General features: G+C 72.6%; 20 protein-coding genes and 2 pseudogenes. 7 read left to right on the plus strand and 15 right to left on the minus strand.

Annotated elements, in window-relative coordinates; translation table 11 throughout:
- Positions 1-133 precede the first annotated feature (133 nt).
- From QFZ64_RS32280 to QFZ64_RS32295, 4 genes and pseudogenes are all read right to left on the minus strand, one after another.
- Positions 134-944, minus strand: a pseudogene (locus tag QFZ64_RS32280) (IS5 family transposase).
- 281 nt (positions 945-1,225) lie between these two features.
- Positions 1,226-1,948 carry a DUF2470 domain-containing protein gene (locus QFZ64_RS32285; RefSeq protein ID WP_307071007.1) on the minus strand — a complete coding sequence of 241 codons (723 nt, stop codon included), beginning with the start codon at positions 1,946-1,948 and terminating at the stop codon, positions 1,226-1,228.
- Positions 1,949-2,027: 79 nt separating this feature from the next.
- Complete coding sequence (locus QFZ64_RS32290; RefSeq protein WP_307071008.1) at positions 2,028-2,636, minus strand: TetR/AcrR family transcriptional regulator; 609 nt, start codon at positions 2,634-2,636, stop codon at positions 2,028-2,030.
- Between the two features lie 79 nt (positions 2,637-2,715).
- A complete protein-coding gene (locus QFZ64_RS32295; RefSeq protein WP_307071009.1) occupies positions 2,716-3,849 on the minus strand; it encodes an NAD(P)/FAD-dependent oxidoreductase in 1,134 nt (377 codons plus the stop codon).
- A gap of 57 nt (positions 3,850-3,906) precedes the next feature.
- Here QFZ64_RS32295 and QFZ64_RS32300 point away from each other — a divergent pair, with 57 nt between their 5' ends.
- Entirely contained in the window at positions 3,907-4,605 is a 699-nt protein-coding gene (locus tag QFZ64_RS32300; RefSeq protein ID WP_307071010.1) for a TetR/AcrR family transcriptional regulator, read from the plus strand.
- 155 nt (positions 4,606-4,760) lie between these two features.
- Positions 4,761-5,735, plus strand: a pseudogene (locus QFZ64_RS32305) (cytochrome P450); the annotation flags it as partial.
- Between the two features lie 22 nt (positions 5,736-5,757).
- Here the strand turns inward: QFZ64_RS32305 and QFZ64_RS32310 are convergent.
- The 11 genes from QFZ64_RS32310 to QFZ64_RS32360 form a co-directional block, all read right to left on the minus strand.
- Entirely contained in the window at positions 5,758-6,591 is an 834-nt protein-coding gene (locus tag QFZ64_RS32310) for a pentapeptide repeat-containing protein (protein ID WP_307071012.1), read from the minus strand.
- A 98-nt stretch (positions 6,592-6,689) separates the two neighbouring features.
- The gene (locus tag QFZ64_RS32315) at positions 6,690-7,994 is read right to left on the minus strand and encodes an alpha/beta fold hydrolase (protein WP_307071013.1); all 1,305 of its coding nucleotides are present in this window, start codon (positions 7,992-7,994) and stop codon (positions 6,690-6,692) included.
- A gap of 158 nt (positions 7,995-8,152) precedes the next feature.
- Positions 8,153-9,070 carry an AraC family transcriptional regulator gene (locus tag QFZ64_RS32320; protein ID WP_307071014.1) on the minus strand — a complete coding sequence of 306 codons (918 nt, stop codon included), beginning with the start codon at positions 9,068-9,070 and terminating at the stop codon, positions 8,153-8,155.
- A gap of 86 nt (positions 9,071-9,156) precedes the next feature.
- Positions 9,157-10,065: a zinc-binding dehydrogenase gene (locus tag QFZ64_RS32325; RefSeq protein ID WP_307071015.1), complete on the minus strand. Its 909-nt coding sequence runs from the start codon at positions 10,063-10,065 to the stop codon at positions 9,157-9,159.
- A gap of 398 nt (positions 10,066-10,463) precedes the next feature.
- On the minus strand, positions 10,464-11,549 hold the full coding sequence (locus tag QFZ64_RS32330) for a hypothetical protein (protein WP_307071016.1): 1,086 nt from the start codon (positions 11,547-11,549) through the stop codon (positions 10,464-10,466).
- A gap of 41 nt (positions 11,550-11,590) precedes the next feature.
- Positions 11,591-12,865 carry an aromatic acid exporter family protein gene (locus QFZ64_RS32335; protein WP_307071017.1) on the minus strand — a complete coding sequence of 425 codons (1,275 nt, stop codon included), beginning with the start codon at positions 12,863-12,865 and terminating at the stop codon, positions 11,591-11,593.
- 89 nt (positions 12,866-12,954) lie between these two features.
- Positions 12,955-13,461, minus strand: coding sequence for an FBP domain-containing protein (locus QFZ64_RS32340; protein WP_307071018.1), 507 nt, complete (start codon positions 13,459-13,461; stop codon positions 12,955-12,957).
- A 309-nt stretch (positions 13,462-13,770) separates the two neighbouring features.
- On the minus strand, positions 13,771-15,168 hold the full coding sequence (locus tag QFZ64_RS32345; protein ID WP_307071019.1) for a GH1 family beta-glucosidase: 1,398 nt from the start codon (positions 15,166-15,168) through the stop codon (positions 13,771-13,773).
- Positions 15,165-16,046 carry a carbohydrate ABC transporter permease gene (locus QFZ64_RS32350; protein ID WP_307071020.1) on the minus strand — a complete coding sequence of 294 codons (882 nt, stop codon included), beginning with the start codon at positions 16,044-16,046 and terminating at the stop codon, positions 15,165-15,167. Before QFZ64_RS32350 ends, QFZ64_RS32345 begins: the two co-directional genes overlap by 4 nt.
- Positions 16,039-17,088: a carbohydrate ABC transporter permease gene (locus QFZ64_RS32355; protein ID WP_307071021.1), complete on the minus strand. Its 1,050-nt coding sequence runs from the start codon at positions 17,086-17,088 to the stop codon at positions 16,039-16,041. Before QFZ64_RS32355 ends, QFZ64_RS32350 begins: the two co-directional genes overlap by 8 nt.
- Positions 17,089-17,093: 5 nt before the next feature.
- Positions 17,094-18,410: a sugar ABC transporter substrate-binding protein gene (locus tag QFZ64_RS32360; RefSeq protein WP_307071022.1), complete on the minus strand. Its 1,317-nt coding sequence runs from the start codon at positions 18,408-18,410 to the stop codon at positions 17,094-17,096.
- Positions 18,411-18,622: 212 nt separating this feature from the next.
- On the opposite strand from QFZ64_RS32360, the gene QFZ64_RS32365 reads away from it, so the two are divergent.
- The 5 genes from QFZ64_RS32365 to nrfD all read left to right on the plus strand — a co-directional run bounded on the left by QFZ64_RS32365 (position 18,623) and on the right by nrfD (position 25,803).
- Positions 18,623-19,933 (plus strand): ROK family transcriptional regulator, encoded by a 1,311-nt coding sequence (locus QFZ64_RS32365; RefSeq protein WP_307071023.1) that lies wholly within the window; start codon positions 18,623-18,625, stop codon positions 19,931-19,933.
- A gap of 398 nt (positions 19,934-20,331) precedes the next feature.
- Positions 20,332-20,550 carry a hypothetical protein gene (locus QFZ64_RS32370; protein WP_307071024.1) on the plus strand — a complete coding sequence of 73 codons (219 nt, stop codon included), beginning with the start codon at positions 20,332-20,334 and terminating at the stop codon, positions 20,548-20,550.
- Between the two features lie 26 nt (positions 20,551-20,576).
- On the plus strand, positions 20,577-23,828 hold the full coding sequence (fdh, locus tag QFZ64_RS32375; RefSeq protein WP_307071025.1) for a formate dehydrogenase: 3,252 nt from the start codon (positions 20,577-20,579) through the stop codon (positions 23,826-23,828).
- Positions 23,829-23,896: 68 nt separating this feature from the next.
- Complete coding sequence (locus QFZ64_RS32380; protein ID WP_307071946.1) at positions 23,897-24,802, plus strand: 4Fe-4S dicluster domain-containing protein; 906 nt, start codon at positions 23,897-23,899, stop codon at positions 24,800-24,802.
- Complete coding sequence (gene nrfD / locus QFZ64_RS32385; RefSeq protein ID WP_307071026.1) at positions 24,799-25,803, plus strand: NrfD/PsrC family molybdoenzyme membrane anchor subunit; 1,005 nt, start codon at positions 24,799-24,801, stop codon at positions 25,801-25,803. The genes QFZ64_RS32380 and nrfD overlap by 4 nt, the downstream gene beginning before the upstream one ends.
- Positions 25,804-25,860 lie beyond the last annotated feature (57 nt).

Genomic DNA, 25,860 nt, shown 5'->3' on the forward strand with positions numbered 1-25,860 from the left:
CAGTGTGTCCACGATCAGTGACCCAGGCCGGGGGTGCCCAGTGAGCCAGCCCAGAAGCGATGCCGACCGCATGCGCTGCAGAGAGCTGTACGACGCCGCGTCGGGTGGGGGAGGGCCCCGCTTAGACCGTGTCCTACGTGGTGAGGCGGACAAGTCGCTTGTAGCAGCAGAGGGCGGCGGCGAGGCGGCCAGGTAGTTGCGGGGATCGCGTTCGTAGCGGGGGCTGAGCCGGCGGTAGCCGGACAGCCACGACATGGTGCGCTCGATCACCCAGCGGCGTCGCCCTAATCGCTCGCTGGACTCGATGCCCTTGCGGGCGATGCGCACGCCGATGCGCTTCCCGCGGAGCCATCTGCGCAGATCGGCGCGGTCGTAGGCTTTGTCCGCATGCAGACGCTGGGGCTTGAAGTAGCGGCCGCGGTGGGGGTCGTGTCTCGTTTGGTGACCCTCCACCATCGGCTTCAGACCTTCGCTGTCGTGGGTGTTGCCGGCCGAGACGCCGACGAGAAGGGGCAGTCCGTTCGCGTCCGACAGGACGTGCATCTTGGAACCCGGCTTGCCCCGGTCCACGGGGCTCGGACCTGTGTGTTCGCCCCTTTTTTCGCCCTCACGTGGGCGGTGTCAAGGACGACGCGGGTGACGTCGAGGAGGCCGGCGTCGTCGAGCCGGTGCAGCACGGCCTCGTGCAGCCGCCCCCAGACACCGGCTCTCGACCAGATCAGGAACCGCCGGTGGGCGGTCGACTTCGATATCCCGAAGCACGGCGGCAGGGCCCGCCAGGCGCAGCCGGACACCAGCACGTAGATGATCGCCGCGAACAACGTCTCATCAGGGATGTCCTGCGTTCCGCCGCCCTGCGGCCGCACCTTCGACGGCGGGATCAGCGGCTTCGCGATCTCCCACAACCCGTCCGGAACAATCCAACTCCACGTACCCCGCCCCATGGACGGACCAACGACGCCTCACCACATAGGACACGGTCTTAGAGGCAGCTTGCTCGATGAAGACATTCAACTGGCTCGCAATGCGCGCAGGCGAACATAAGTGACGTGGGTTGCGTGTTCCTAGCGCGAACCTGTGCCCCCGTCGGGACCCATTCAGCGGGGGCACAAGACGTTGTGACGGCAGCGGTTAACGGCAACGGCGGTGGACGACGGATGCAGGGGGTGGTTCGGGTGTGTCCGCTCGTGACGCGCCTGTGCCCGTCGGTGGACGGAACGGCGCGTCACGCGCCGTTTTCCGTCACGCGTGGGAATGACCTCGCTCCGCATGTCCGTGCCGCCTGGGTCAGCAGGACGTGCATCCGCTCCGACAGTTGCGTCACGTCGTCCGCCGGGCGGTGGAACGTCAGGCGGACGTCCCCGTGGTCGCGCACCCGCTCGACCCGTAGCGTCAGCCCGTGGCGGTCCACCGCGAGTGGCCGTACCCGGACCGCCCCCTGCAACTGCTCACGCTCCATCAGCAGGCTCAGTCGCTCCACCGCGGCCGGGTGGCAGTCGGCCAGGTGGGTCAGGAGCCTCGCCTCCGCCTCTGCCAGCGGATCCGGTCCCGCGGCGGCGTACTCGTCGAGGTCGACGAGCGCCGCTCCAGTGGCCCGTCGTAGCACCATCCGGGTCGGCCGGAAGACCAGGTGCTCGTCCCACGGCGCCAGCCGGCCCGCCATCCACAGCCGGGCGCGGATCCGTGCCCGCACCGGTACGGGCGCGACATCGGCGAACTCCAGCACTGCCGACGGCTCGCCGCGCGGTGCGCAGACCGCGGCGGTGAGCAGCCCGCTGCCCTCGGGCACGGTCAGCAGGATCCTGCCGTCGGCGTCGACGCGGTGGGCGCCGACGAACTCCTCCTTGCCGCCCTCCGAGGTCACCGCGCAGCTCCATGCGACGGCCGTCACCGACCGGGCGTGTTCCGCCGCGGTGGGCGCCGCCGTCCAGGTGTGAGGGTCAGCCATGCCCCAGCCTCCTTAGGTTAGCCTGACCTAACTTATCGGAGAACGAGGAGTACGCCAACCACGTCGGCACTTCGGCGCGTCAGGGGGTGACCGCACCCCACAGCGCTCGTACGCACAGGTCCCGTACCTGTTCCCGGCTCGGTTCCCCGTGCCGCAGCCACTCCAGGCACACCGCCGTGGTGAAGGCCAGCCACCCGCGTACCGCCATCCGCAGTTCGGGCCGCTCCTCGACGGTCCACCCGAACTCGGGGTCGGCCGCCAGCGCCGCGAGGATCTGCCGCTCCTGGGCGGCCAGCGACCGCCGGTACACCTGACGCACCGCCTGGTCCCCGGCCGCGTCGGCGCGGTGGAAGGCACGGAAGCCGTGCGCGTGCTCCTCCACATAGCCGAGGAAGGTGTCGAGTCCGGCGGGCAGTTGCGCGCGGACGGACACGCCCGGCACGGCCGCCGTCATCCGCAGCACCCGCTCGCTCTCGCGGGCGACGACGGCGGCGAAGAAGTCCCGCTTGGTGGGGAAGTAGTGGTACAGCAGCCCTCGCGACACGCCGGCCAGCTCGGCGACCTGCTCGATCCACACGTCGTCGTACGGGTCGTCCGAGAAGAGGCGCGCCCCGACCGACAGCAACTGCTCCCGCCGCTCCCGCGTACTCAACCGCCGCCGCACACGCGCTTTGTCCCCGTCGGTCATTGCCGCACTGTACTGCGGCGTTGTGCGGGAGGGTCGTGCGTCGGCGTGCCACGGGCGGCGGCCGGTTCCGGCCGGGCGGTCAGGAGGGCTGGACCTCCTCGAAGAGGGCGAGGGCCTCGGCGGGGTCGGGGCCCACGAGGCGTTCCAGGCCGGTCGTCGTGATGCGTGCCCACCGGCCGGCCCGCTCCCACATCCGTGTCTCGAAAGCGCGGACGGCCTCGTCGATGTCGGCGGGGCCGGCGGCGAGCGACTCGGCCAGTTCGGCCCCGTCCAGCATCGCGAGGTTGGCGCCCGCACCCAGCGGTGGCATCAGATGGGCGGCGTCGCCGAGCAGGGTCACTCCCGGGACATGGGTCCAGGTGTGGGACTCGGGCAGGGCGTACAGGGGGCGGCTGGTGAAGGCGGTGCCGTGCCGGAGGAGGTCGAGGACGGGGGAGGCCCAGCCGTCGAACAGGGTCAGCAGGGCCGACCGTACGGCATCGGCATCGATTCCGGCTCCGGTGCCGGTGACGGGATCGGCCTCGGTGTCCAGTGGCGCGCGGAACTGGGCGTACACCTTCACATGGCCGTCGCTGTTGCGTTGGGCGACGATCCCCCGGTTCACGCCGTACACCGCCACGGAGCCGTCGCCGATCAGCTGGGCCAGGCCGGGGTGGCGGTCGTCGACGTCGTCGAGGGAGGTCTCGACCGTGGTGACCCCGGTGTAGTGCGGGGTCGCGGACGACACCGTCGGACGTACGCGTGACCAGGCGCCGTCCGCGCCGACGACCAGGTCGAACGCCTCCGGCCCACCGTCCGGGAAGTGGACCAGGACGCCGTCCCGGGCTCCCGGCTCCACATGTGTCACGGCCCGGCCCCACCGGACGTCGAGCGGGCCGAGCAGCAGGTCGCGGAGCCGGCCCCGGTCGATCTCGGGGTTGGCCAGGTCGCCGGGGCGGGGCAGCCAGTCGCGCAGGACGGTGCCGTCGGGGTCCAGGATGCGCATGGCCTGGCCCTCCGGACGGGACAGCGCCCGGAACTCCGCGAGCAGCCCCGCCGCGTCGAGCGCACGCTGCCCCTGCCCCTCCCGCAGGTCGAGGGTGCCGCCCGGAGGGCGGGCGTCGGGGCCGGGGTCGCGTTCGAGGACGGTGACGGGGTGGCCGTGGCGGTGCAGCACCCGGGCGAGGGTGAGCCCGCCGGGGCCGGCGCCGACCACGGCGATACGGTGTCTCATGTCGATACACTGTATTGACACGCTACGGCGCATCGCAAGGGTCGGTACGGTGTCCCTATGACTGTCTGGGACCGGCCGGAACCGCCGAAGCGCCCCGTGCCGCTCGACCGGGAACGCATCGTCGCCACCGCCGTCGCGCTGGCCGACGAGGGCGGGCTGGAGGCGGTGTCGTTGCGCAAGGTCGCCGCCCGGCTGGACGCGGGCCCGATGCGGCTGTACCGGTACATCGCCACCAAGGAGGAGCTGTTCGACCTCATGGTGGACGAGGTGCAGGCCGAGATTCTCCCCGAGGAGCGGCCCGGCGACTGGCGCGAGGCGCTGCGCACACTCGCCCACCGCACCCGACGGGCCGCGCTCCGCCACGAATGGCTGGCCGACCTTCTCGGCGGCCGTCCGGCCCTCGGCCCGAACGGCCTCGCCCTGAGCGAGTCCACGCTGGCCGCCCTCGACGGCCACGCCGACATCGACACGGCCATGCGGGCCGTGGAGACGGTCAGCGCCTACTACATCGGCGCGATCCGACGCGAGATCACCCGCCTGCGGGCCGAGCGTGCGACGGGTCTGTCGAAGCACGACTGGCAGCGTGCCCGCGGCCCGCACCTCACGAAGGCGCTGGCCACGGGCCGCTTCCCCGCTCTTTCCCGGGCCGTGCACGACGCCGCGGACACGGACCCGGAGACCTCCTTCACGACCGGCCTCGACTGGGTCCTCGACGCCGTCTCCGCGAAGCTCGTCCCGCCGCCACCCCCGACCTGACGGTCCGGGCTCCCGGGGCGCGCGAACCCCTTGCCGTCTTGACGAAGATTCGGTCCAGGACGACACTGGCCGCGTTATTGAACCCACGTACAACACGCGGTCCGACGGGAGCCTGCGCCGGCCTCCCGAGCTGCCGCACCGACGGGGAGGGCGTCATGGCCCGGACGACGGGGACCGACCGGACGACGGTGACCTGCCCGACGGCGCCCGGTGCGCCGGGGACGCCGGACGGGCTGCCCAAAGGGTTCCGCGGTGCGGAGCTGGGCTGGCCCGAGTTGCGCCGCATACCGCACCCGCCGCGCCGGCTGCCGCTCGCCGGGGACCTGCTCGGCGCCGATGTGCGCCGCCCGCTGCAGGACGCCGTGCGCCTCGGCCGGATGCTCGGCCCGGTCTACCGGCGCAAGGTGTTCCGGCGGGAGTTCGTGTTCGTCTGGGGCAGCCGGTACGCCGCCGATCTGGCCGACGAGTCCCGGTTCGCCAAGCACGTCGGCCTCGGCGTGGCCAATCTGCGCCCCGTCGCCGGGGACGGGCTGTTCACCGCCTACAACCACGAGCCGAACTGGCAGCTCGCGCACGACGTGCTCGCCCCCGGCTTCAGCCGCGAGGCGATGAGCGGTTACCACCCGCTGATGCTGGACGTCGCCGAGCGGCTCCTCGACCGCTGGGACGCGGAGGAGGCGGCGGGCCGAACCGTCGACGTGCCCGCCGACATGACCAAGCTGACCCTGGAGACGATCGCCCGCACCGGCTTCGGGCACGACTTCGGCTCGTTCGAACGCTCCCGCCCGCATCCCTTCGTCACCGCGATGGTCGGCACCCTCACCCACGCCCAGCGCCGCAACGCGGTCCCCGGGCCGCTGGCCCCGCTGCTCCTGCGCGCCGCCGCCCGCCGCAACGCGGACGACATCGCGCTGCTGGAGCGCACGGTCGACGCGGTCGTCGCCGCCCGCCGCGACGCCGACGGCACCGGGGCCACCGGTGACCTGCTCGACCGGATGCTCGACACCGTGCACCCCGGGACCGGCGAACGGCTCGCCCCGGACAACGTGCGCCGCCAGGTCATCACCTTCCTCGTCGCCGGGCACGAGACCACCTCCGGCGCACTCTCCTTCGCCCTGTACTACCTGGCCGCCGCCGGACGAGACGCAGGCGTCAGCTCCGCGCCGTCCAGTGCGCGGGACGGGTGAGTGACGCCGGCAGCGTCGTGCCCGCGTTGCCGCGGGCGGCGGTGAGCTGGGGCTGGGTCAGGAACAGGGTGCCGGTGAGATCGGCGTCCGTGAGGTCGGCGTCGCGCAGATCGGTGCCGAGGAGATCCGCGCCGCGCAGGTCCGCGCCGGTGAGGTCGGCGGCGATCAGGCAGGCGCCGCGCAGACTGACGCCCCGCAGGTCGGCGCCCTTGAGCCGGGCGCCGACCAGGTCGGCGTCGCGTCGGTCCTTGCGGCGGCCACGCAGCCCCGCCCGGGCGAGCTCGCTGCCGCGCGCCAGCAGCATGCCCACCTCCTGCCGCAACGGTCCGACGTCCAGCGCGGCGAGTTCCTCCGGGGTGCCGAGGCTGAGCCGCTCGACGCGCTCCCGGGCGTGGCGCAGCTCGGGGTGGACCGGGCGGGCGGCGGGCAGGGCCAGGGCCTCGCCCAGGTAGTGCAGCAGTTCGTGCAGCTGCCGGACGACCGGGAAGACGTCGAACATCTGCCGGGCGTGCGCCCGGCCGCCGGTACGCCAGTCGCGCCCGCCGAAGGTGACCTGGGAGACCTTCTGCCCCGCGCCGAAGCAGTCGTAGACCGTGCAGCCGGTGAATCCCTCCGGGCGGAGCCGGTCGTGGATCCCGCACCGGTGGTCGCCGCCGAGGTTCGGGCACGGGGTGCCGGCGGCCTTGTCCCGGGCGAAGTCGGCGGAGGCGGTGAAGGGCAGGGCGACACAGCACAGCGCGAAGCAGCGGGAACAGTCCGCGCGGAGGGCGGGAGCGGGGTCGGCGGGGGAGGCGGGCATGACGCCCACCCTAGTCGGCGGTCGAACGTCGCTCGAACGACCGGCCTCACACCTCGCCCCCTCCGGAGCCGGGCCCGACTGCGTGGTCCCGCCCTGCCTCATGCCTCGTCGCGGGCCAGTGCCAGCAGGCGGTCCAGGACGCGGGGGCCGCTCACGCGCAGCCCGTCGTGCTCGAACTCGTCGGTGACCCACGTCCGCAGGCCCCGGATCGCGCGTGCCGTCTCCAGAGCGTGCCCGGGGTCGACGTACATGTCGTCGTGGTAGACGGCGGCGGCCACCGGCACCTCGTTGGCGGCGAGGCGCTCGCGGTCGTACAGCGGCGTCCAGTCGGTGCGGGCGGCGAGCAGGTCCGCCGTCTCGCGCAGCGGGCGCAGCGCCGGGTCGGAGTCGAACATCCAGGGGTGCACGGACTCCCCGGTGAACAGCACCGGACCGTCCCCGGCCAGCGCCTTCGCCGCGTCGAACTGCGGGAACTCGGCGCGGACGCGCTCCGCGGACCAGCCGGTCGGGCGGTCGTCCTGCGCGTAGACCGCCTCGTGGACGAGTGCGTACAACGGATGGCCGGCGTACGACAGCTGGGCCTGGACCTGCTCCAGGAAGCTGTCGGAGAGCGCCGGACCGCCGGGGGTGGTGACGAAGGCGTCCTCCAGGAGGTGGTGCAGGCGGTGGCTGCCGTCGCCGGTGCCGAGGACGATGCCGAGGGACTGGAACGCCTCGACGGTGAGCCGGTAGCCGTTCGGCAGCACGACAGGCTCGTGGGTGAGCAGGTGCTCCGCGATGCGTCGGGTGCGCTCGACGTCCTGCGGGTAGCGGTCGTAGTGCGCGGCGACCTTGCGCTCGATGCGGGGGTACGCGGCACGGTAGACGTCGTCGGCGTGGGCGGTGAGCGAGGGCAGGCCGCCCGCGATCAGCGCCGCGCTCAGCCCCTCGGGCGCGGTCGACAGGTACCGCACCGCGCAGAAGCCGCCGAAGCTCTGGCCGAGGACGGTCCAGGGGGCGCCGCCGGTGAGCCGGCGGCGGACGGCCTCGCAGTCGCGGACGATGGCGTCGGCGCGGAAGTGGGCGAGGTAGTCCGCCTGGGCGGCCGGGCCGCCGCGCAGCGGCAGGGTCTGCCGGTTGGCGGGGGTTGAAGCGCCGGTGCCGCGCTGGTCGAGCAGGAGGACGCGGTACTCCTCCAGCGCCCGGCCGAGCCACGCCTGCTTCCCGATGAAACGGTTCGCTCCGAAGCCGGGGCCGCCCTGCAGATAGACCAGCCAGGGGAGGTCGTCCCCGGCCTTGTCTCCGGCGACGGCCTCACGGGCGTACAGCTCGATCTGCTCGCCGGCGGGGTCGTCGTGATCGAGGGGCACCGTGAACCGGTGATCGGTGAGGACGACGCCGGGTTGGCGGTAGGTGAGGCTCAAGGGGGTCTCCCTGGGGCGTGCGGACGGTGGGGCGGGTGGTGATCAGTCCAGCACATGGGGAGGCGGAACGTGGACGGGGGTGGGGGAATCCCTACGCCGGCCTTCGCTGGCCGCCCCGCTCCGCAGCGCGCGGCACCCGACGGCCGCCCCGCCCGCGGTCACCCACGCACCAGGGAACGGTACTCACCGGGGGCCACGCCCCGGGCCCGCCGGAAGGCGCGGCTGAACGCGTGCGGGGAGCCGTAACCGACCGCACCGGATATCGACTCGACCGGTTCGTCGGTGTCCCGGAGCCGCACCGACGCCAGATTCATCCGCCACTGCTCGACGTACGCGCCCGGCGTCTGTCCGAGGGCCGACCGGAAGTGCCGGGACAGCGTCGCGCGGGAGACGCGGGTCGCGGCGGCGAGCGACTCGGTGGTCCAGGGGTGTTCCGGCCGGGCGTGCACGCGTGCCAGGGCGTCGCGCACGACCGGATCGCGCATCGCGCCCAGCCAGGAGCCGGCCCGTTCCTCCGGGTGGCGGGCCAGCCAGGCGCGGACGAACTGGACGAGCAGGAGATCGACGATGCTGTTGACGGCGGCGGTGGCACCGAACAGCGGCTGCGTGAGCTCCGCCGTCAGGAGCTCGACCGTCCGTCCGAACTGCGCGTTCTCCCCGGCCGCGACGTGCATCGGCCGCGTCAGGGAGGAGAGCACCGGCATGCTGACCTCGGGATCCTGCTCGTAGTGCAGGGTGATCACTTCCGTCCGCGCCGGCGCCGAACCCAGGTGGAGGGCGCCTCCGTCCGCGACGGTCCGGACCGCCGCCTCCCGGTCGCAGCTGCCCATGGTCACGCCGGGGCCGCTCGCCATCCCGTGCGCGGTGCCCGGCGACAGCAGGACGGCGTCCCCGGCCCGCATCTCCAAGGGCTTCTCGCCCGCGACGTGGAGCCACACGGTGCCGCGGGACACCAGGTGCAGTGCGGCTCCCGGATAGGAGTCCAGCCACTGGCCCCACAGTCCGCCGGCCTTCAGCACGACCCCGAGCGCACCGCGCGCGCCCGAGACGCGCAGTACCTCCGCCAGTACGTCCATGACCCCATTTTCGCCGACCCGCTCCCGACGGGGCCGCCGGTGGACGGGAGCGTGCCCGGTCCCGCCCGGTGCGGCGCCGCCGGCGTTCACGCCACGTCGAGGACGATCTTCCCGCGCACCTTCCGGTCGAACAGCGCCCGGGCGGCGCCGGTGACGTCCTTCCAGTCACCGCGCAGTCCGACCGGTGCCGTGAGCCGTCCGGCGGCCATCAGGCCCAGCAGATCCGTCAGTTCCCTGCCGGGAGGTGTCAGATCACCGTATGTGGCGATCGTCCTGGGCTCCCCGAAGCCGAACAGGGCTCCCGAGGGGAACGTGGTGTCCTCGCCCGAGGTGGTGCCGACCAGATGAAGGGTGCCGCCCTCGGCCAGGGAGCCCCACACGCGGGCCGTGAGCGGCCCGCCCACCGTGTCCAGGACGAGGGCGAACCGGCCCTCGGTACCGTCCAGGTCGGTCAGGATCTCGTCGGCGCCGAGTTCGCGGAGTCCGGCGGCCCGCTCCGGCGAGCCGACGAGCGCCGTCACCCTGGCGCCCGCCAGCGCCGCCAACTGGACCGCGAAGCGGCCCACGCCGCCGCCGGCGCCGGTGACCAGGACGTCCCGTGCCAGCAGTGACCGTGTGCGCAGCACCCGGAGCGCGGTGACGCCGGCGACCCCCAGAGCGGCGGCGTCGGCCAGGTCCACCCCCTCGGGCACGGTACCGAGCCAGTCGGTGCCGACGGCCACTCGTTCCGCCCACGCGTAGGGCGCCAGCCCCAGCGCGACACGCGTGCCCTCGGGTGGCCCCGAACCGTCGGACGCGGCACGGACGACGATCCCGGCCGCGTCGTGGCCGTGCACCGCGCCGTCCGGCCACTGCCGCACGTACTTCAGCTCACCGAAGTTGAGACCGATGTGCCGTATCTCCACCAGCGTCTCCCCGCCGGACGGAACGGGCTCGTCGACATCGGCGAACCGGACGGGTCCGGCCTCACTGTGATCGACCACAAGGGCATGCATAGGGGTGTGTTTCCTTCGTCGTGGGGTTCTTCCGCGCGGGCGTTCGCGCGTCCGGCGCGGCGCCAGGCCGAGTGTGCGAACCGGCGCGCCGGCGCCTGTGGAAAACCCTACGCAGCACCGGTCCGGCGACCAGTCCCATGAGGATCGATCGGTTGACGATCTGTGTCAGCCCGCGTCGGCGTGCGGCACGGCGCACCGGGCGTCGGCCGGACCGGCACGGCGCGCGCACCGGCCGGGGTGCGCGACCGGTCGGGTCCGCGGACCGGCCGAGGCGCGCGAATCGGCCGAGGCGCGCGAATCGGCGAGGTGCCAACCGGCCGGGGCGGGCCGTACCCCGCGGACCTCGTCCGGACGGAGTCAGGCTCCCGTCCGGACGAGGTCAGGACGACGACGTCAGGTCACCAGTCCCCGTCCGTCACCGGCTTCCCCTTCGCGTCGCCCAGTGGCTTGGTCTGGCCCGGGGCCGGGGGCTGCCACGGGTCGTGGTCCTCGCCCAGCCACTCGCCCACCGGCTGCACCGCCGTCAGGCCGTCCGCCGGTGCCAGGTCCACCCCGTCCTCGTCGTAGTAGTCGAACCACGGCAGCCCCGCGTTCGTGTACGCCGCACGGTCGACCGGCGACGGCGGTGGTTCCTCGCCCGTGATGCGGCGCCATTCCGGCGGTGTCACCAGGTGCACGAAGACCCGCGCCCCCGGCTCGCCGGCCCAGTCGGCAGCGGGCCGCTCGTCCCGGTAGATCTCCTGCCGCATCGTGCCGCCCACTCCGAGCCCCATCGTGGCGGCCCGGCGGCGGGGCGCCGACCCCGGCGCGGGCGGCGCCCCGGCCGCCCCGGGTGCCGCCATCGCCATCGGCGCCGGCGGTGCGCCGTAGCCCCCGGCCGCGCCCGCCGGGGACGTCCGCGCCGGCCGCCGCTGGTCCGCCTGCCACTGCTCCAGCTTCTGTGGGGTCAGCGGGAACGACTGCAACTGGATGCCGCCCCACACCTCCTCGCCGGTGACCTGGCCCTCCACCGTCGCCCCCAGCCCGAGCGGCACCGCCACGAACTGGCGTACGGTCCCTTTGCCGGAGTTGATGCCGTCGAGCCACGGCTGGCGCGGCAGCACCACGTAGTTCTGCGGGTCCCGGCTCAGCCGGCCGCTCCACGGTCTGCCCGAGACCGCGCACACCTTGCCCACCCCGACCTGCAACGCGGCCGGCTCCGCGGAACCGCCGAAGGCGAGCCACATCGCCTCGCGCAGATACACCGGCAGCATCACCCCGCCGCGCGTGCGCCACTCGGCCGGAACGGTGTCCGCGTAGTCCTCCACCCGCCGTACCGGAAACTCACCGAGCCCCGGAGGCAGCGGGTGCGTGCCCTTCTCCGGCAGCCGCAGCGTCCGGATGAAGCGCACCTGCACCCCGCCCGGCAGCCGCAGCGCGTTCCCGTCGATCCGTACGGTGCCGGCACCGCTGCCGTTGCCGGTGTCGTTGTCGTTCTCGGACATGCGCCGTCCCCCTGTCTGGTTCCTCTTCTGACTCAACGTCGTCAGGGGGCCGGCCGGTTCCGGCCGCGGCGGGGCAGTGGGAAGCGGTCGCGGAGGCGGCGCGGGCGGGCGGCGCCGAGGGCGTCCCGCAGCCGGGTCAGCCGGCGGGCGCGCTCCCGCTGCTCGCGGGTGCAGCGGTCCAGTTCCTCCAGCAGCCGGCGCGAGCGGTGCTCGGTGTCCATCTCGTCCAGGATGCGGTTGACCTCGGTCAGTACCGCCCCCTGCAACTGCCACTGGCTGGGGTCGCGCTGCACCTCTTCCAGCATCAACCGCGCCAGCCTGTCGCGGGTCGCCGCCGCGGTGGCCAGCTCGTTGGTCAGACGCTCCTCCGCCGACTCGGCGCTGCGGCTCACGTGCGTGGTGACCAGGACCGCGTAACTGACGACGGCGTCGGCGACCTGGGACAGCAGCTCCTCCACCACCGCCCCGACCCCCGGCCGGAACAGTGGCCCGGGATCGCGTTCCTTGGCCAGATCGGCGAAGGAACGCGCCAGTACCCGCAGCACCACCGTGCAGATCTCCAGCGTGTCGAGGCCGGTGCGCAGCACCACCCGGTGCAGCAGGCCCTCGCGCACACGCGGGTTGAGCTTCAGGCTCTCCTCGGCCTGCCGCAGGGACGCGTCCACCCCGACGATGTCGTGGTCCAGCCGGCGCGCCTCGTAGAGCCGGGCCGTGGCCCGCTCCACCTCGGTGCGGCCGGCCGCCTCCTCGCCCATGCGCAGCATCAGCTGCCGCATCCCGCGGGCCAGTTCCTCGATCGACTCCCCGGCGGTGCCCACCCACAACGGCGGCGCGAACAGCAGGTTGGTGGCCATGCCGACCACGGCCCCGATCAGGGTGTCGAGCACCCGGAGCCAGGCGGTCGAGCCCACCTGGGTGACGCCGAGGACGAGCATGGCGCTGATCGCCACCTCGACCACGAACTCGTCGACCCGCACCAGTTGCCCGACCGCCAGCGCGGCCAGGATCAGCAGCGCCAGGCTCCACCAGGTCAGCCCCACCAGGACGCTGAACCCGATGGCCACGACCACCCCGGCCACCACCGCGTTGACCCGCCGGATGCCGGTCGTCAGCGTCGAGTACAGGGTGACCTGGACGACCAGCAGGGCGGTCAGGGGTGCGGTGAGCGGCAGACGCTCAGGACTCAGCCGCAGGGCGACGACGTACGCGACCGTCGCCGCGGCCGTGGAGCGGACCGACTGGACGATCACCGGATCGCGGTGCCACTTCGCCACCTGACCGGTGATCACGGACCATGGCCTACGTACCTCTTGCATCCCTGGACCATTTCCCCCTCACCGGCACCTCGAACACATCCGCCCCTCCGCTCACCTGCGTGCACCGGCCGCACACGGGATGACATGCGTCACTTGGCGCGAGGAACATCCAGTTTGTCGAGGAATGCCGTGAGGTTGCCCACGGTGCGGGCGATCTGCTCCTCGGTGGTCAGGCTCTCCTGGAACCGGCCACCGCCCTCCGGGACCTTCTTGCCGCGCACGTAGAGCGAGCAGGCGAGGTCCGTGCACATGTACAGGCCGACCGAGTTGCCCTCACGGCCGGCCGCGCCCGCCTTGCGCGCGGTCATCAGGCAGACGCCGCTGCCCGGGTGGGTGGTGAGGCACAGCGAGCACATGCTGCGGTGCAGGAAGCCGCGCTGCGCGGACGGGAAGCGCAGCGTGACGCCCACCAGTCGGTCGCCGCGTTCGGTGACCAGGTAGCTGCGGTCGGGGGCGCCCGGGTCGCGCCAGCCGAGGAAGTCGAGCGCGTCCCAGTCCCGCTCGCCGAGGTCACGGGGCACGGAGAGCCGCTGCGCCTCCCCCTTCGAACAGTTGACGAACGAGCCGCGGATGTCGCGCTCGGTGAGGGATCGCATGACGTGCTCCTGAAGGGTCTATGTATGAGCCTAGGGTTCCTAGGTTTCTAGGATCACACATACGGTAGAGAGCGAAGGCCTGGGACGCCACGCGATTTCTGGGGACCGGCTCGGCCCCTCTCGGCCCGGCCCCCGGGCCCCGTCCCCTTCCCGGCCCGTTCCCCGTAAAAAGGGGGAGGACCCCCCGCGCGCTTTCGCGACGGAGAGTCCTCGGGGCACTCTGCCGAACCCCATGCCGCACGGGTGGCCCATTACGGGCGCCCTATGCGTCCCTGTGGCACCACCGCACCCGTGTGGCGCAGTACCGCGCTACGCCTCCAGTCGCCCGTGGGCGCGGATCAGGTCCGCGTAGTGGTGCCCGCTGCCCTTGATGGTGCGGCGCTGGGTGGCGTAGTCGACGTGGACCAGCCCGAACCGCTTGTCGTAGCCGTACGCCCACTCGAAGTTGTCCAGCAGCGACCAGGCGAAGTACCCGGCCAGCGGCACGCCCTTGCGGACGGCGGAGGCGCACGCCGCCAGGTGCTGGTCGAGGTAGGCGGTGCGCTCGGGGTCGTCGACCGTGCCGTCGGGGCCCACCACGTCGGGGTAGGCGGAGCCGTTCTCCGTGATGTACAGCCGCCGGGCGCCGTAGTCCTCGGTGAGGCGCAGCAGCAGCCGCTCGATGCCGTCCGCGTCGACCTCCCAGTCCATGCCGGTGCGCGGCAGCCCGGGCTGCCGTACCGCGCGGGCCCGGGGCGCCGGGCCGGTGGGGTCGTCCTCGATGGCGGACGGGAAGTAGTAGTTCAGGCCCAGCCAGTCCAGCGGCTCGGCCATCGCCGCGAGGTCGCCCTCCCGCTCGGGCAGTTCGACGCCGTAGACCTCGCGCATGTCCTCGGGGAAGCCGCGGCCGTGTACCGGGTCCAGCCACCAGCGGTTGGAGTGGCCGTCCATCCGTCGAGTCGCCGCCACGTCCTCGGGCCGGTCGGTGGCCGGTTCGACGTATGCCAGGTTGTTGACGATGCCGATCCGCGCGTCCGGGACCGCCGCGCGCACCGCGCGGACGGCGAGGCCGTGGCCGAGGAGCAGGTGGTAGGAGGCGCGCACGGCGGCCGTGAGATCGGTGAGCCCCGGGGCCATCTTGCCCTCGAGGTGGCCGATCCAGGCGGAGCACAGCGGCTCGTTCAGGGTGGTCCACATCTTGACGCGGTCCCCGAGCCGCTCGGCGACGACACCCGCGTACGACGCGAACGCGAGCGCCGTGTCGCGCTCCGGCCAGCCGCCCCGGTCCTGGAGCGCCTGCGGCAGGTCCCAGTGGTAGAGGGTGACGGAGGGGGTGATGCCGGCCGCGAGGAGCGCGTCGATCAGCCGGTCGTAGAAGTCGAGGCCCTTGGCGTTCACCTCGCCCGTGCCGCCCGGCACGATGCGCGGCCAGGCCACCGACAGCCGGTAGGCGTTGGTGCCCAGCCGGCGCATCAGCTCGATGTCCTCCTCCCACCGGTGGTAGTGGTCGCAGGCCACGTCGCCGTGATCCCCGCCCGCCACCTTGCCGGGGGTGTGGGAGTAGGTGTCCCAGATGGAGGGCGAGCGGCCGTCCTCGGCGGCGGCCCCCTCGATCTGGTACGCCGCGGTGGCCGTGCCCCACAGGAAGTCGCGGGGGAAGGCGCCGAGGTCGATGGTCACGGGAGTCCTTTCGGAAGGGCGGTGCGTGGCGGCGTCGGTCGCGGTCATTTGACGGCTCCCGCCGTCAGGCCGGCCACCAGATACCGCTGGAGCAGCAGGAATCCGGCGACCACGGGCACGCTCACGACGAGCGAGGCGGCCATGATCTGGTTCCAGTACACGTCGTACTGCGTGGAGTAGCCCTGCAGTCCGACGGCGAGCGTGCGGGTGGCGTCGTTGGTCATCACGGAGGCGAACAGCACCTCGCCCCACGCGGTCATGAAGGCGTAGACGGCGACCGCGACGATGCCGGGGATCGCGGCCGGCACGACGACCCGGAACAGCGCGCCGAGCGGACCGCAGCCGTCGACCAGCGCCGCCTCGTCCAGGTCGCGCGGCACCGAGTCGAAGTAGCCGATCAGCATCCAGATCGAGAACGGCAGCGAGAAGGTGAGGTACGTCAGGATCAGCCCGCCGCGCGAGCCGAACAGCGCGATGCCGGTGGCGTTGCCGATGTTGACGTAGAGCAGGAACAGCGGCAGCAGGAAGAGGATGCCGGGGAACATCTGCGTGGACAGCACGGTCACCGTGAAGACGCGCTTGCCGCGGAAGCTGTAGCGGCTGACCGCGTACGCGGCGAACACCGCGATGACCACCGAGCAGACGGTCGCCGCGCCCGCCACGATCAGCGAGTTCATGAAGTACTTCGCCAGCGGCACCGTCGACCAGATGTCGATGTACGGGCGGATCGTCAGCTCGCTGGGCAGCCAGTGGAACGTGCCGGTGACGTCCGCGAGCGGCTTCAGCGAGCTGGAGATCATGACGTACACCGGCACCAGGACGAAGCCGGTGAGCAGGGTGAGGAAGATCCGCCGGAGCCACAGGAAGGTGCGCGGCGGCGCCATGGGGGAGCGGGGCACGGTTGCCGTGCGTACGGTGTCAGACATCGGCCGTCTCCTTACGGCGGCGGAGCCCGGTGCGGGCGCGTTCGCGGGCACGGCTTCGGTTGCCGGTGCGCTCGCGCGAGGTCAGCGCCAGATACACGCCGGTGACCACCAGCAGGAACAGCAGCAGCAGGACCGACATCGCCGAGCCGGTGCCGAAGTTCCAGGTGACGAAGGACGCCTGGTAGATGTGGACCGAGATGAGGTCGGCGGCCTGCGGGGCGCCCTTGCCGAACAGCACGAACGGCGTGTTGAAGTCGTTGAACGTCCACAGGAACAGCACCAGCACCAGCACCTGGTTGACCGGGCGCAGTGAGGGCAGCGTGATCCGGCGGATCTGCTGCAGCATCCCGGCGCCGTCCAGCGCGGCGGCCTCGTACAGCTCGTTGGGAATGTTCTGCAGCCCGGCCATCACGATGAGGAAGGCGAACGGCCAGCCCTTCCACACCGACACCGTCAGCAGCGCGATGAAGCTGTTGTCGCCGATGAGCCAGAAGGAGCGCTTGTCGGTGAGGTGGAGCTGGTCGTGCAGGACGTGGTTCACCAGGCCGTTGTCGTGCTGGAACATGAACACCCAGGTGATGACGGCCGCGTAGACCGGCAGCGCGTACGGCACCAGGAACAGTGCGCGCAGCAGTCCGCGGCCGCGGAAGGTGTCCTGCATGAAGATCGCGGCCGCCGTGCCGATCAGCCAGCACAGGGCGACCGACAGCAGGGTGAAGGCGACGGTGACGAGGAAGGAGTGGAGCAGCGCCTCGCCGACCGGCGCGTCGAAGTCCACCGACATCTTGTAGTTGTCGAACCCGGACCAGGGCGCGGTGCCCCAGTCGCGGATGTAGAACTGGGTGAGCTCCTTGAAGCTCATCACGACACCGATCACCATCGGTATCAGATGGACGAGGAGTTCGAGGATCAGGGCGGGCAGGAGGAGCAGGTAGGGCAGGGTGACGCGGCGGAGCCGCCCGGTGCGGCGGCGGGGGCCGCGCGCCACGTCGGGCGGATCCTTGCGCACCGCCGGCTCCCGTGCGGGGGCGGTGGTGGTCATGCGGCTCACTTCTTGGGCATCTGCTGCTGGGCCTTGTCGAGCTTCGCCTTCACCGACGCGGTGGTCACCGAACGGCCGTCGGCGGCGTCGGCGAACAGCTCCTTGACGGCCGTGCCGACCGTCGTCTCGAACTGCGACTCGTCGGCGACCTGCGGCAGCGCGGCGGCGGAGGTGGCGAGGGTGGTCTTGAGGACGGCGGTGGCGCCGGAGTTGAACGCCGGGTCCGACTGCGCCGCCTTCACCGGCGGGATCGAGCTGTAGGCCTTGTTGAGGATCTTCTGCTCGGCGTCGCTGGTCATGAACTTCACGAAGTCCGTGGCGCCGTCGAGGTTGTGGGTGTTCTTGAAGACGGCCATGTTGATGCCCGCGACCATCGAGTTGACCTGCGTCCCGGTGCCGGGGGCGCCGGACTGCACGGGCACCGGGGCGATGCCGTAGGCGTCGTCGGCCATGCCCTGCGACTTGAGGTTGGAGGCGGCCGACTGCCACAGCAGCATCGCCGTCTTGCCCTTGGCGAAGTCGCTCACCGACTGGTTCTGCGCGTACTCGGCGTTGCCCGCCGGGATGGCCTTGTCCTTCGCCATCAGGTCGACGTACTGCTTGACCGCCGCGACGGCCTTGTCACTGGTGAAGTCCGGCTTGCCGTCGGCGGTGAAGAAGTCGGCGCCGTGCTGCTTGGCGAAGACGAACACGTGGTGGATGTTCTCGGACAGGTTGGAGCCCTCGGCACCCAGCGCGTTCTTGCCCTTGGCCTCTATCTTCTTGCCGTCGGCGACCAGCTCGGCCCAGGTGGCCGGCGGCTTCTGGATGCCCGCGTCGGCGAAGATCTGCTTGTTGTAGTACAGCGCGTACGCCATCGAGTACAGGGGGACCGCGGCCGGGTCCTTGCCCTCGGCGCCGGTCGAGCCGAGCGCGGAGTCGACGAAGCGGTCCCTGCCGCCGATCTTCGCGAAGTTCTTCGCGTCCCACGGCAGCAGCGCCCCGGTGGCCTGCAGCGAGGCGCTCCAGGTGTTGCCGATGTTCAGCACGTCCGGGCCCTGGCCCGAGGTGGCGGCGGTCAGGATCCGGTTCAGCAGGTCCGACCAGGGCACGACCTCCAGCTTGACCTTCACGCCGGTCTGCTTCTCGAACTTGTCGAGCTCCGGCTGGAGGACCTTCTTGTCCACCTGGATGCTGGCGCCCTGGTTGGAGGCCCAGTACGTGAGCGTCTTCGGCGAGTCGTTGGACCCGCCGCTCGTCGACGAGCCGCCGCCGCACGCGGTCACGGCGGTCAGCAGGGAGACGGTGACCGCGGCGGCGGCCGCGACTCGGGTTCTGCGCATGGCTCAGGCGTCCTTTTCCTCAGGTTCCTCAGGGCGAGCGCGAGGGCTCGTCCGGGGGGAGCGGACGGGGATCCGGGACGAGCCCGGACGCGTTCATTTCCCGAACGATCCTCATGACTTAACTTAGAGCGTGAGTTAAGACCTCGCGGAAAGTCGCGTCAAGGTGTCTCGCAAAGGTATCTTGCGTCGAGGGGCAGGCCGGGAGGAGCCACATGGCGGGGCGGAACGGGCGGACGGTGCGTGACCTGCGGCGCGGCAATCGCGCCGAGGTACTGCAACGGTTGTATTTCGACGGCCCGATGAGCCGCTTCGAACTGGGCCCGGTCACCGGGCTCAGCTCCGGATCGGTCAGCAACGTGGTCGCCGAACTGGTGGCCGACGGCCTGGTCGAGGAGGCCGGCTCCGTCGACTCCGACGGCGGCCGGCCACGCACCCTGCTGCGCGTGGCCCCCACCGCCGGGTACATGATCGGCGTCGACGTCGGCGAGACCCGCGTCCGGGTCGAGCTGTTCGACCTCGCCCTCACCGAACTGGCCCGCACCGAACGCCCGTTGGAACACCACCGGTACGACGTCGACGTCGTCGTCGGCCACATCCGGGACGGCATCGCCGAGGTACTGACCACCGCCGGCCTCGCCCCCGAACGGCTGCTCGGCGTCGGCATCGGCGTCCCCGGCATCGTGGCCCGCGAGGAGGGACGGGGAGCCGTCGTGCACGGCCAGACCATCGGCTGGGACGCCGTCCCGCTGGAGGCACTGCTGCGCTCCGCCTGCCTGCTGCCCGACTCCGTGCCCTACTTCGCCGACAACGGCGCCCGCACCCTCGGCCAGGCCGAGATGTGGTTCGGCGCCGGCCGCGGCGCCCGGGACGCGGTGGTCGTCCTCTTCGGCTCCGGCGTCGGCGCCTGCGTGGTCACCGGCGACATGACCGGCGGCCGGGCGGTGGAGTACGGCCATCTCACGGTACGGGTGCGGGGGCGCCGCTGCCGGTGCGGGGCGCTGGGCTGCCTGGAGGCGTACGCGGGCGCCGAGGCGCTGCTCGCGCGGTGGCGGGAGGCCGGGGGAGCGGTGCCCGAGGAGGCCGACGAGGAGACCGCGCTCACCGCGCTGCTCGCGGCGGCGTACCCGGAGGAGGGCGCGGGGGCCGCCGACCCGGTGGCGTCGGCGGTGCTGGAGGAGACGGCCGAGTACCTCGGCGCGGGGCTCTCCGACCTGATCAACCTCTTCCGGCCCGAGCGCATCCTGATCGGCGGCTGGGCGGGTCTGCAACTCGGCGCCCGGTTCCTGCCGGCGGTGCGGCGCCACGCGGTGGCGTACTCCCTGCGGTATCCCGCCGAACGGGTGGCGATCGAACTGGGGCGGCTGGGACCGGACGCCGTGACGGTGGGGGCGGCGATCCTGCCGCTGGCGGACTTCTTCGCGGCCGGAGGACGCAGGACGACCACCGCCGGCGCCCCCGAACACCGGGCCCCGGGCTGGCGCGAGGCTCTGGAGGACCGGTCGTCGGGGGGTGCGGCGCGGTAGGCCGCGTCGCTGCCAGGGGCGGGGCCGCCCGCTGCCGCGGCGCACGGCCCGCGGCACTCCGCGCGCCCGCCGGGCGCCGTGCGGGGAGGTGGTCAGCCGGCAGGGTTCACGCGGCGACGGGCGGTGTCCTGAGGCCGAGCGGAGAGGCGGGACCGAGGCGAAGCCCGTTGTGAAGGGGACGCGCGGCTCCGTACGTCGGAGCGCTCTCCGGCGCCCCGGGCGTACTCTCTCGGCCCCCGGATGAGACAGGCGAGCAGCCACCCGCCGGCCCTGACGGGGCATCGGCACCCGCCCGGGTGACGCGCCGCTTCCCGCGCGTTTCGGCGGGGGCCGCCCGGGTACTTGCGCGTCGCTCCTCGTGGCCGTCCTGCCTGCGGGGAGGGACAAGGGAGGACCACGTGACCGAGCACCGCCTCGAGGGCCCCGGCGAGAACGGCGACCCCGTCCCCCGTGATCTGCCCGACCAGCAGGCCGGCGAGGGTGAGGACCCCTGGGAGGCCGCCCCCGCCCGCCGCGAGGCGGAGAACACCGACGACGACGCGGAGGCCATCGACGGGGACGCCGACGACACCACCGGCCCCGAGGACGAGCCCACGCCCGACGAGCCCACCGCCTGACGCCGGCCGGGGAACGGGAGTCACCCATGCGCATCTCGGACCGGCTTCGCGACTGGCCCGTCTACCGTCAGCTCACCGGCGACGCCGGCGACCGCTCCGGCCGCGGCGGCGCCGCCAGGTCCGCCTCCACCGCTCACCTGCGCCCCCGCACCGACACCGCCGACCGGGTGGTCAAGTCGGTCTGCCCGTACTGCGCCGTCGGCTGCGGCCAGGACGTGTATGTCAAGGGCGAGAAGGTCGTCCAGATCGAGGGCGACCCCGACTCGCCCGTCAGCCGCGGCCGGCTCTGCCCGAAGGGCTCCGCCACCCTCCAGCTCACCACCGGCCCCGCCCGCGAGCACCAGGTCCTCCACCGCCGCCCGCACGGCACCGACTGGGAGACCCTCGACCTGGACACCGCGATGGACATGGTCGCCGAACGGGTGATCCGCACCCGCCGCGAGACCTGGGAGTGGGAGAAGGACGGTGCCCGCACCGCCCGCACCATGGGTATCGCCAGCCTCGGCGGCGCGACGCTGGACAACGAGGAGAACTACCTCATCAAGAAGCTGCTGACCGGCCTCGGCGTCGTCCAGGTGGAGAACCAGGCCCGGGTCTGCCACAGCGCCACCGTCGCCGGCCTCGGCACCTCCTTCGGGCGCGGCGGCGCCACCACCTTCATGCAGGACCTGCAGCACTCCGACTGCATCGTCATCCAGGGCTCCAACTTCGCCGAAGCCCACCCCGTCGGCTTCCAGTGGGTGATGGAGGCCAAGGCGCGCGGCGCCCGCGTCATCCACGTCGACCCCCGCTACACCCGCACCAGCGCGCTCGCCGACCTGCACGTCCCGCTGCGCGCCGGCACCGACATCGCCTTCCTCGGCGGGATCATCAACCACGTCCTCACCGAGGAGAAGGACTTCCGCAGTTACGTCCTGCACTACACCAACGCCGCCACCCTGGTCGGCGAGGACTTCCGTGACACCGAGGACCTCGACGGCGTCTTCTCCGGCCTCGACGAGGACGGGCACACCTACGACCCGCACAGCTGGCAGTACGAGGGCACCGAGGTCCAGCAGCCCACCGGCGACCCCGACGACCAGTACGAGGAGCGGGTGGGCGGCTTCGGCGGCTCGGAGACCCACGGCTCCGGCGGCGCCCGCACCGGCCCCCGGCCGCCCCGCGACGAGACCCTGCGCCACCCACGCTGCGTCTACCAGGTGCTCAAGCGGCACTACGCCCGCTACACCCCCGAGGTCGTCGAGGAGATCTGCGGCGTCCCCAAGGACACCTTCCTGCAGGTCTGCGAGGCGCTCACCGCCAACTCCGGCCCCGACCGCACCAGCGCGTTCTGCTACGCCGTCGGCTGGACCCAGCACACGGTCGGCTCCCAGTACATCCGTGCCGCGAGCGTCCTCCAGCTGCTGCTCGGCAACATCGGCCGCCCCGGCGGCGGCATCCAGGCGCTGCGCGGCCACGCCTCCATCCAGGGCTCCAGCGACATCCCGACGCTGTACAACCTGCTCCCCGGCTATCTGCCGATGCCGCACGCGCACGCCCACGAGACCCTGGACGACTTCATCGAGGCCAGCCGCACCAAGAAGGGCTTCTGGTCCGAGATGCGGTCGTACTTCGTCAGCCTCCTCAAGTCGTACTACGGCGACGCGGCCACCCCCGAGAACGACTTCTGCTTCGACCACCTGCCACGCCTGACCGGCGACCACTCCACCTACCAGACGGTCGCCGCCCAGCTCGACGGCACCTGCAAGGGCTACTTCCTGATGGGGGAGAACCCGGCCGTCGGCTCCGCCAACACCCGGCTGCAACGGCTCGGCATGGCCAACCTGGAGTGGCTGGTCGTCCGCGACTTCTCCCTCATCGAGTCCGCCACCTGGTGGAAGGACGGCCCCGAGATCGAGAGCGGGGAGCTGCGCACCGAGGACATCGGCACCGAGGTGTTCTTCTTCCCCGCCGCCTCGCACACCGAGAAGTCCGGCTCCTTCACCAACACCAACCGCTGGGTGCAGTGGCACTACGCCGCCGTCGAGCCCGAGGGCGACGCGCGCAGCGACCTGTGGTTCATGTACCACCTCGGCCGCCGCATCCGGGAGAAGCTGGCCGGCTCCACCGACCCGATGGACCGCCCGGTCCTCGACCTCGCCTGGGACTACCCGGTCACCGGCCCGCTCGACGAACCCGTCGCCGACGCGGTCCTCGCCGAGATCAGCGGCCACGGCCCGGACGGCGGCCCGCTGAGCGCGTACACCGAACTCAAGGACGACGGCTCCACCCGCTGCGGCTGCTGGATCTACTGCGGGGTCTACGCCGACGGCGTCAACCAGGCCGCCCGCAAGAAACCGCACACCGAACAGGACTGGGTGGCCGCCGAGTGGGCCTGGGCCTGGCCCGCCAATCGCCGCATCCTCTACAACCGCGCCTCCGCCGCCCCCGACGGCACCCCCTGGAGCGCGCGCAAGGCCTACGTCTGGTGGGACGCCGAGACCGGCACGTGGACGGGCCACGACGTGCCCGACTTCATCCCCGACCTCGCCCCGGACCATGTACCCGAGGACGGCGCCGAAGGCGTCGCGGCACTGCGCGGCGACGACCCGTTCATCATGCAGGCCGACGGCAAGGGCTGGCTGTACACCCCGGCCGGCCTGGAGGACGGACCGCTGCCCACCCACTACGAGCCGCAGGACTCGCCCTTCCCCAACGCCCTGTACCCCTCCACCCCGCGCTCGCCCGTCCGGCAGGTGCTGGTTCGCGAGGGCAACCGCTACCATCCGAGCGGCGACGACCCGGGTGCCGAGGTCTTCCCGTACGTCGTCACCACGCACCGGCTCACCGAGCACTTCACGGCGGGCGGCATGAGCCGCTGGTCGAGCTATCTCTCCGAACTCCAGCCGGAGTTCTTCTGCGAGATCTCCCCGCAGCTCGCCGCCGAACGCGGGCTCGAACACGGCGGCTGGGCCACCATCGTCACCGCCCGCAACGCAGTCGAGGCACGGGTCATGGTCACCGAGCGGATCCGCCCGCTGCGCGTACAGGGCCGCACCGTCCACCAGATCGGACTGCCCTTCCACTGGGGCCCCAACGGCGTGGCCACCGGTGACGCGGCCAACGAACTCGTCGCCATCTCCCTCGACCCCAACGCCCACATCCAGGAGGACAAGGCGCTGACCGCCGACATCCGCCCGGGCCGCCGGCCGCGCGGACCGGACCTGCCGAAGCTGGTCGCCGACTACCGGCGGCGCGCGGGCATCACCGAGCGGACCGGGACGGAGGTCAGGAAATGACGGAGGCGAGCGAGTCGGCGGGCACCCGGAGCACCCTCACGAGCGGGGGCCGCGACGTGCCGGACGGCATGGACCCGGCCTCCGGCCAGGAACGTATGGGCTTCTTCACCGACACCTCCGTGTGCATCGGCTGCAAGGCCTGCGAGGTGGCATGCAAGGAGTGGAACGCCATCCCCGAGGACGGCATGACCCTCACCGGGATGTCGTACGACAACACCGGCGTCCTCGGCGCCTCCACCTGGCGGCACGTGGCCTTCGTCGAACAGACCCGGCCCGCGCCCGAGGGGCGCACCCGACTCCCGCTGCTCGACGGGCGGTCGGCGGGCACCGAGCAACAGGGCGCGGGCGTCGCCGGGGGCGCCACCGGGCAGGAGACCGTGGTGGGCGGCAGCGGCGGCGACATCCGCTGGCTGATGTCCTCCGACGTGTGCAAACACTGCACCCACGCCGCCTGCCTCGACGTGTGCCCCACGGGCGCGCTGTTCCGCACCGAGTTCGGCACGGTCGTCGTCCAGGAGGACGTCTGCAACGGCTGCGGCTACTGCGTCCCCGCCTGCCCGTACGGCGTCATCGAGCAACGCCCGGACGACGGGCGGGCGTTCAAGTGCACCATGTGCTACGACCGCCTCGGCGCCGGCCAGGAACCCGCCTGCGCCAAGGCCTGCCCCACCGACTCCATCCAGTTCGGCCCGCTGGACGAACTGCGGGAACGGGCCGCGCTGCGCGTCGACCAGTTGCACGAGGCCGGCGTCACCGAGGCCCGCCTGTACGGCGAGGACCCGGACGACGGCGTGGGCGGCGACGGCGCGTTCTTCCTCCTGCTCGACGAACCCGAGGTGTACGGGCTGCCGCCGGACCCCGTCGTCACCACCCGTGACCTGCCGGCGATGTGGAAGCACGCGGGGGTGGCGGCGCTGTCCCTGCTGGGCGCGTGCGGCGCGGCCTTCGTCCTCACCGGAAGGGGCCGACGATGACCAGCGCGGACAGTTCCCTGCCCAAGGGGGCCGGCGAGGGCGGACAGCACGGCAGGCACCGGCGCGGCGGACGCCGCCGGGGCGAGCAACTCATGGTGCCCAAGGCCGAGTTCGAGTCGTACTACGGCCGCCCCGTCATCAAGGCGCCCTCCTGGGAGGCGCGCGACATCGCCGGGTACTTCTTCCTCGGCGGGCTCGCCGGGGGAGGCTCGGTGCTCGCCGCCGGGGCGCACCTGACCGGGCGGACCACGACGGCGAAGGCCATGAAGGTCTCCTCACTGGCCGCCGTCTCGCTGTCCGCGGCGGCCCTCGTGCACGACCTGGGCGTGCCGAGCCGCTTCTACAACATGCTGCGCGTCGCCAAGCCGACGTCCCCGATGAGCGTGGGGTCCTGGCTGCTGGCGGCGTACGGTCCCGCGGCCGGGGCGGCCGCCGCCAGTGCCGTCACCGGGCGGCTGCCCGGGATCGGGGCGGTCGCGACCGGGGCCGCCGCGCTGCTCGGCCCCGCCGTCGCCTCGTACACCGGGGTGCTCGCCGCCGACACTGCGGTACCGGCGTGGCACGGGGTGTACCGGGAGCTGCCGTACCTGTTCGTGGCGTCCGCGACAGCGGCGTCGGCGGGCATGGCGCTGGCCGTCGGCCCGACCCGGGAGAACGCGCCGGCGCGCTGGGCGGCGGGGATCGCGGCGGTGGCCGACGTGGCGATCTCGCAGGCGGCGGAGCGGCGGCTGGGGATGGTCGCGGAGACGTGGAAGTCGGGGCGGGCGGGGATGCTGCTGAAGACGGCGAAGGCGCTCACGGTCGGTGGGGCGGTGACGGCGGCGGTGCTCGGCGGGCGGTCGAGGGTTGCCGCGGTGGCGGCGGGCGCGGCGCTGCTCGCAGGCTCCGCCTGCACCCGCTTCGGTGTCTTCGCGGCGGGCACGGCGTCCGCGGAGGACCCCAGGTACACGGTGGTCCCCCAGCGGGAGCGGCTGGCGGCGGGGGTGGCGCGGGAGTCCTGAGCCGGGTGCGTGGGCGGGTCCTGCTTCCTGCGCGGGAAGCCCCCACCCGGCCGCAGG

It is taken from the genome of Streptomyces sp. B3I8 (genome assembly GCF_030816915.1).
Classification (GTDB): domain Bacteria; phylum Actinomycetota; class Actinomycetes; order Streptomycetales; family Streptomycetaceae; genus Streptomyces.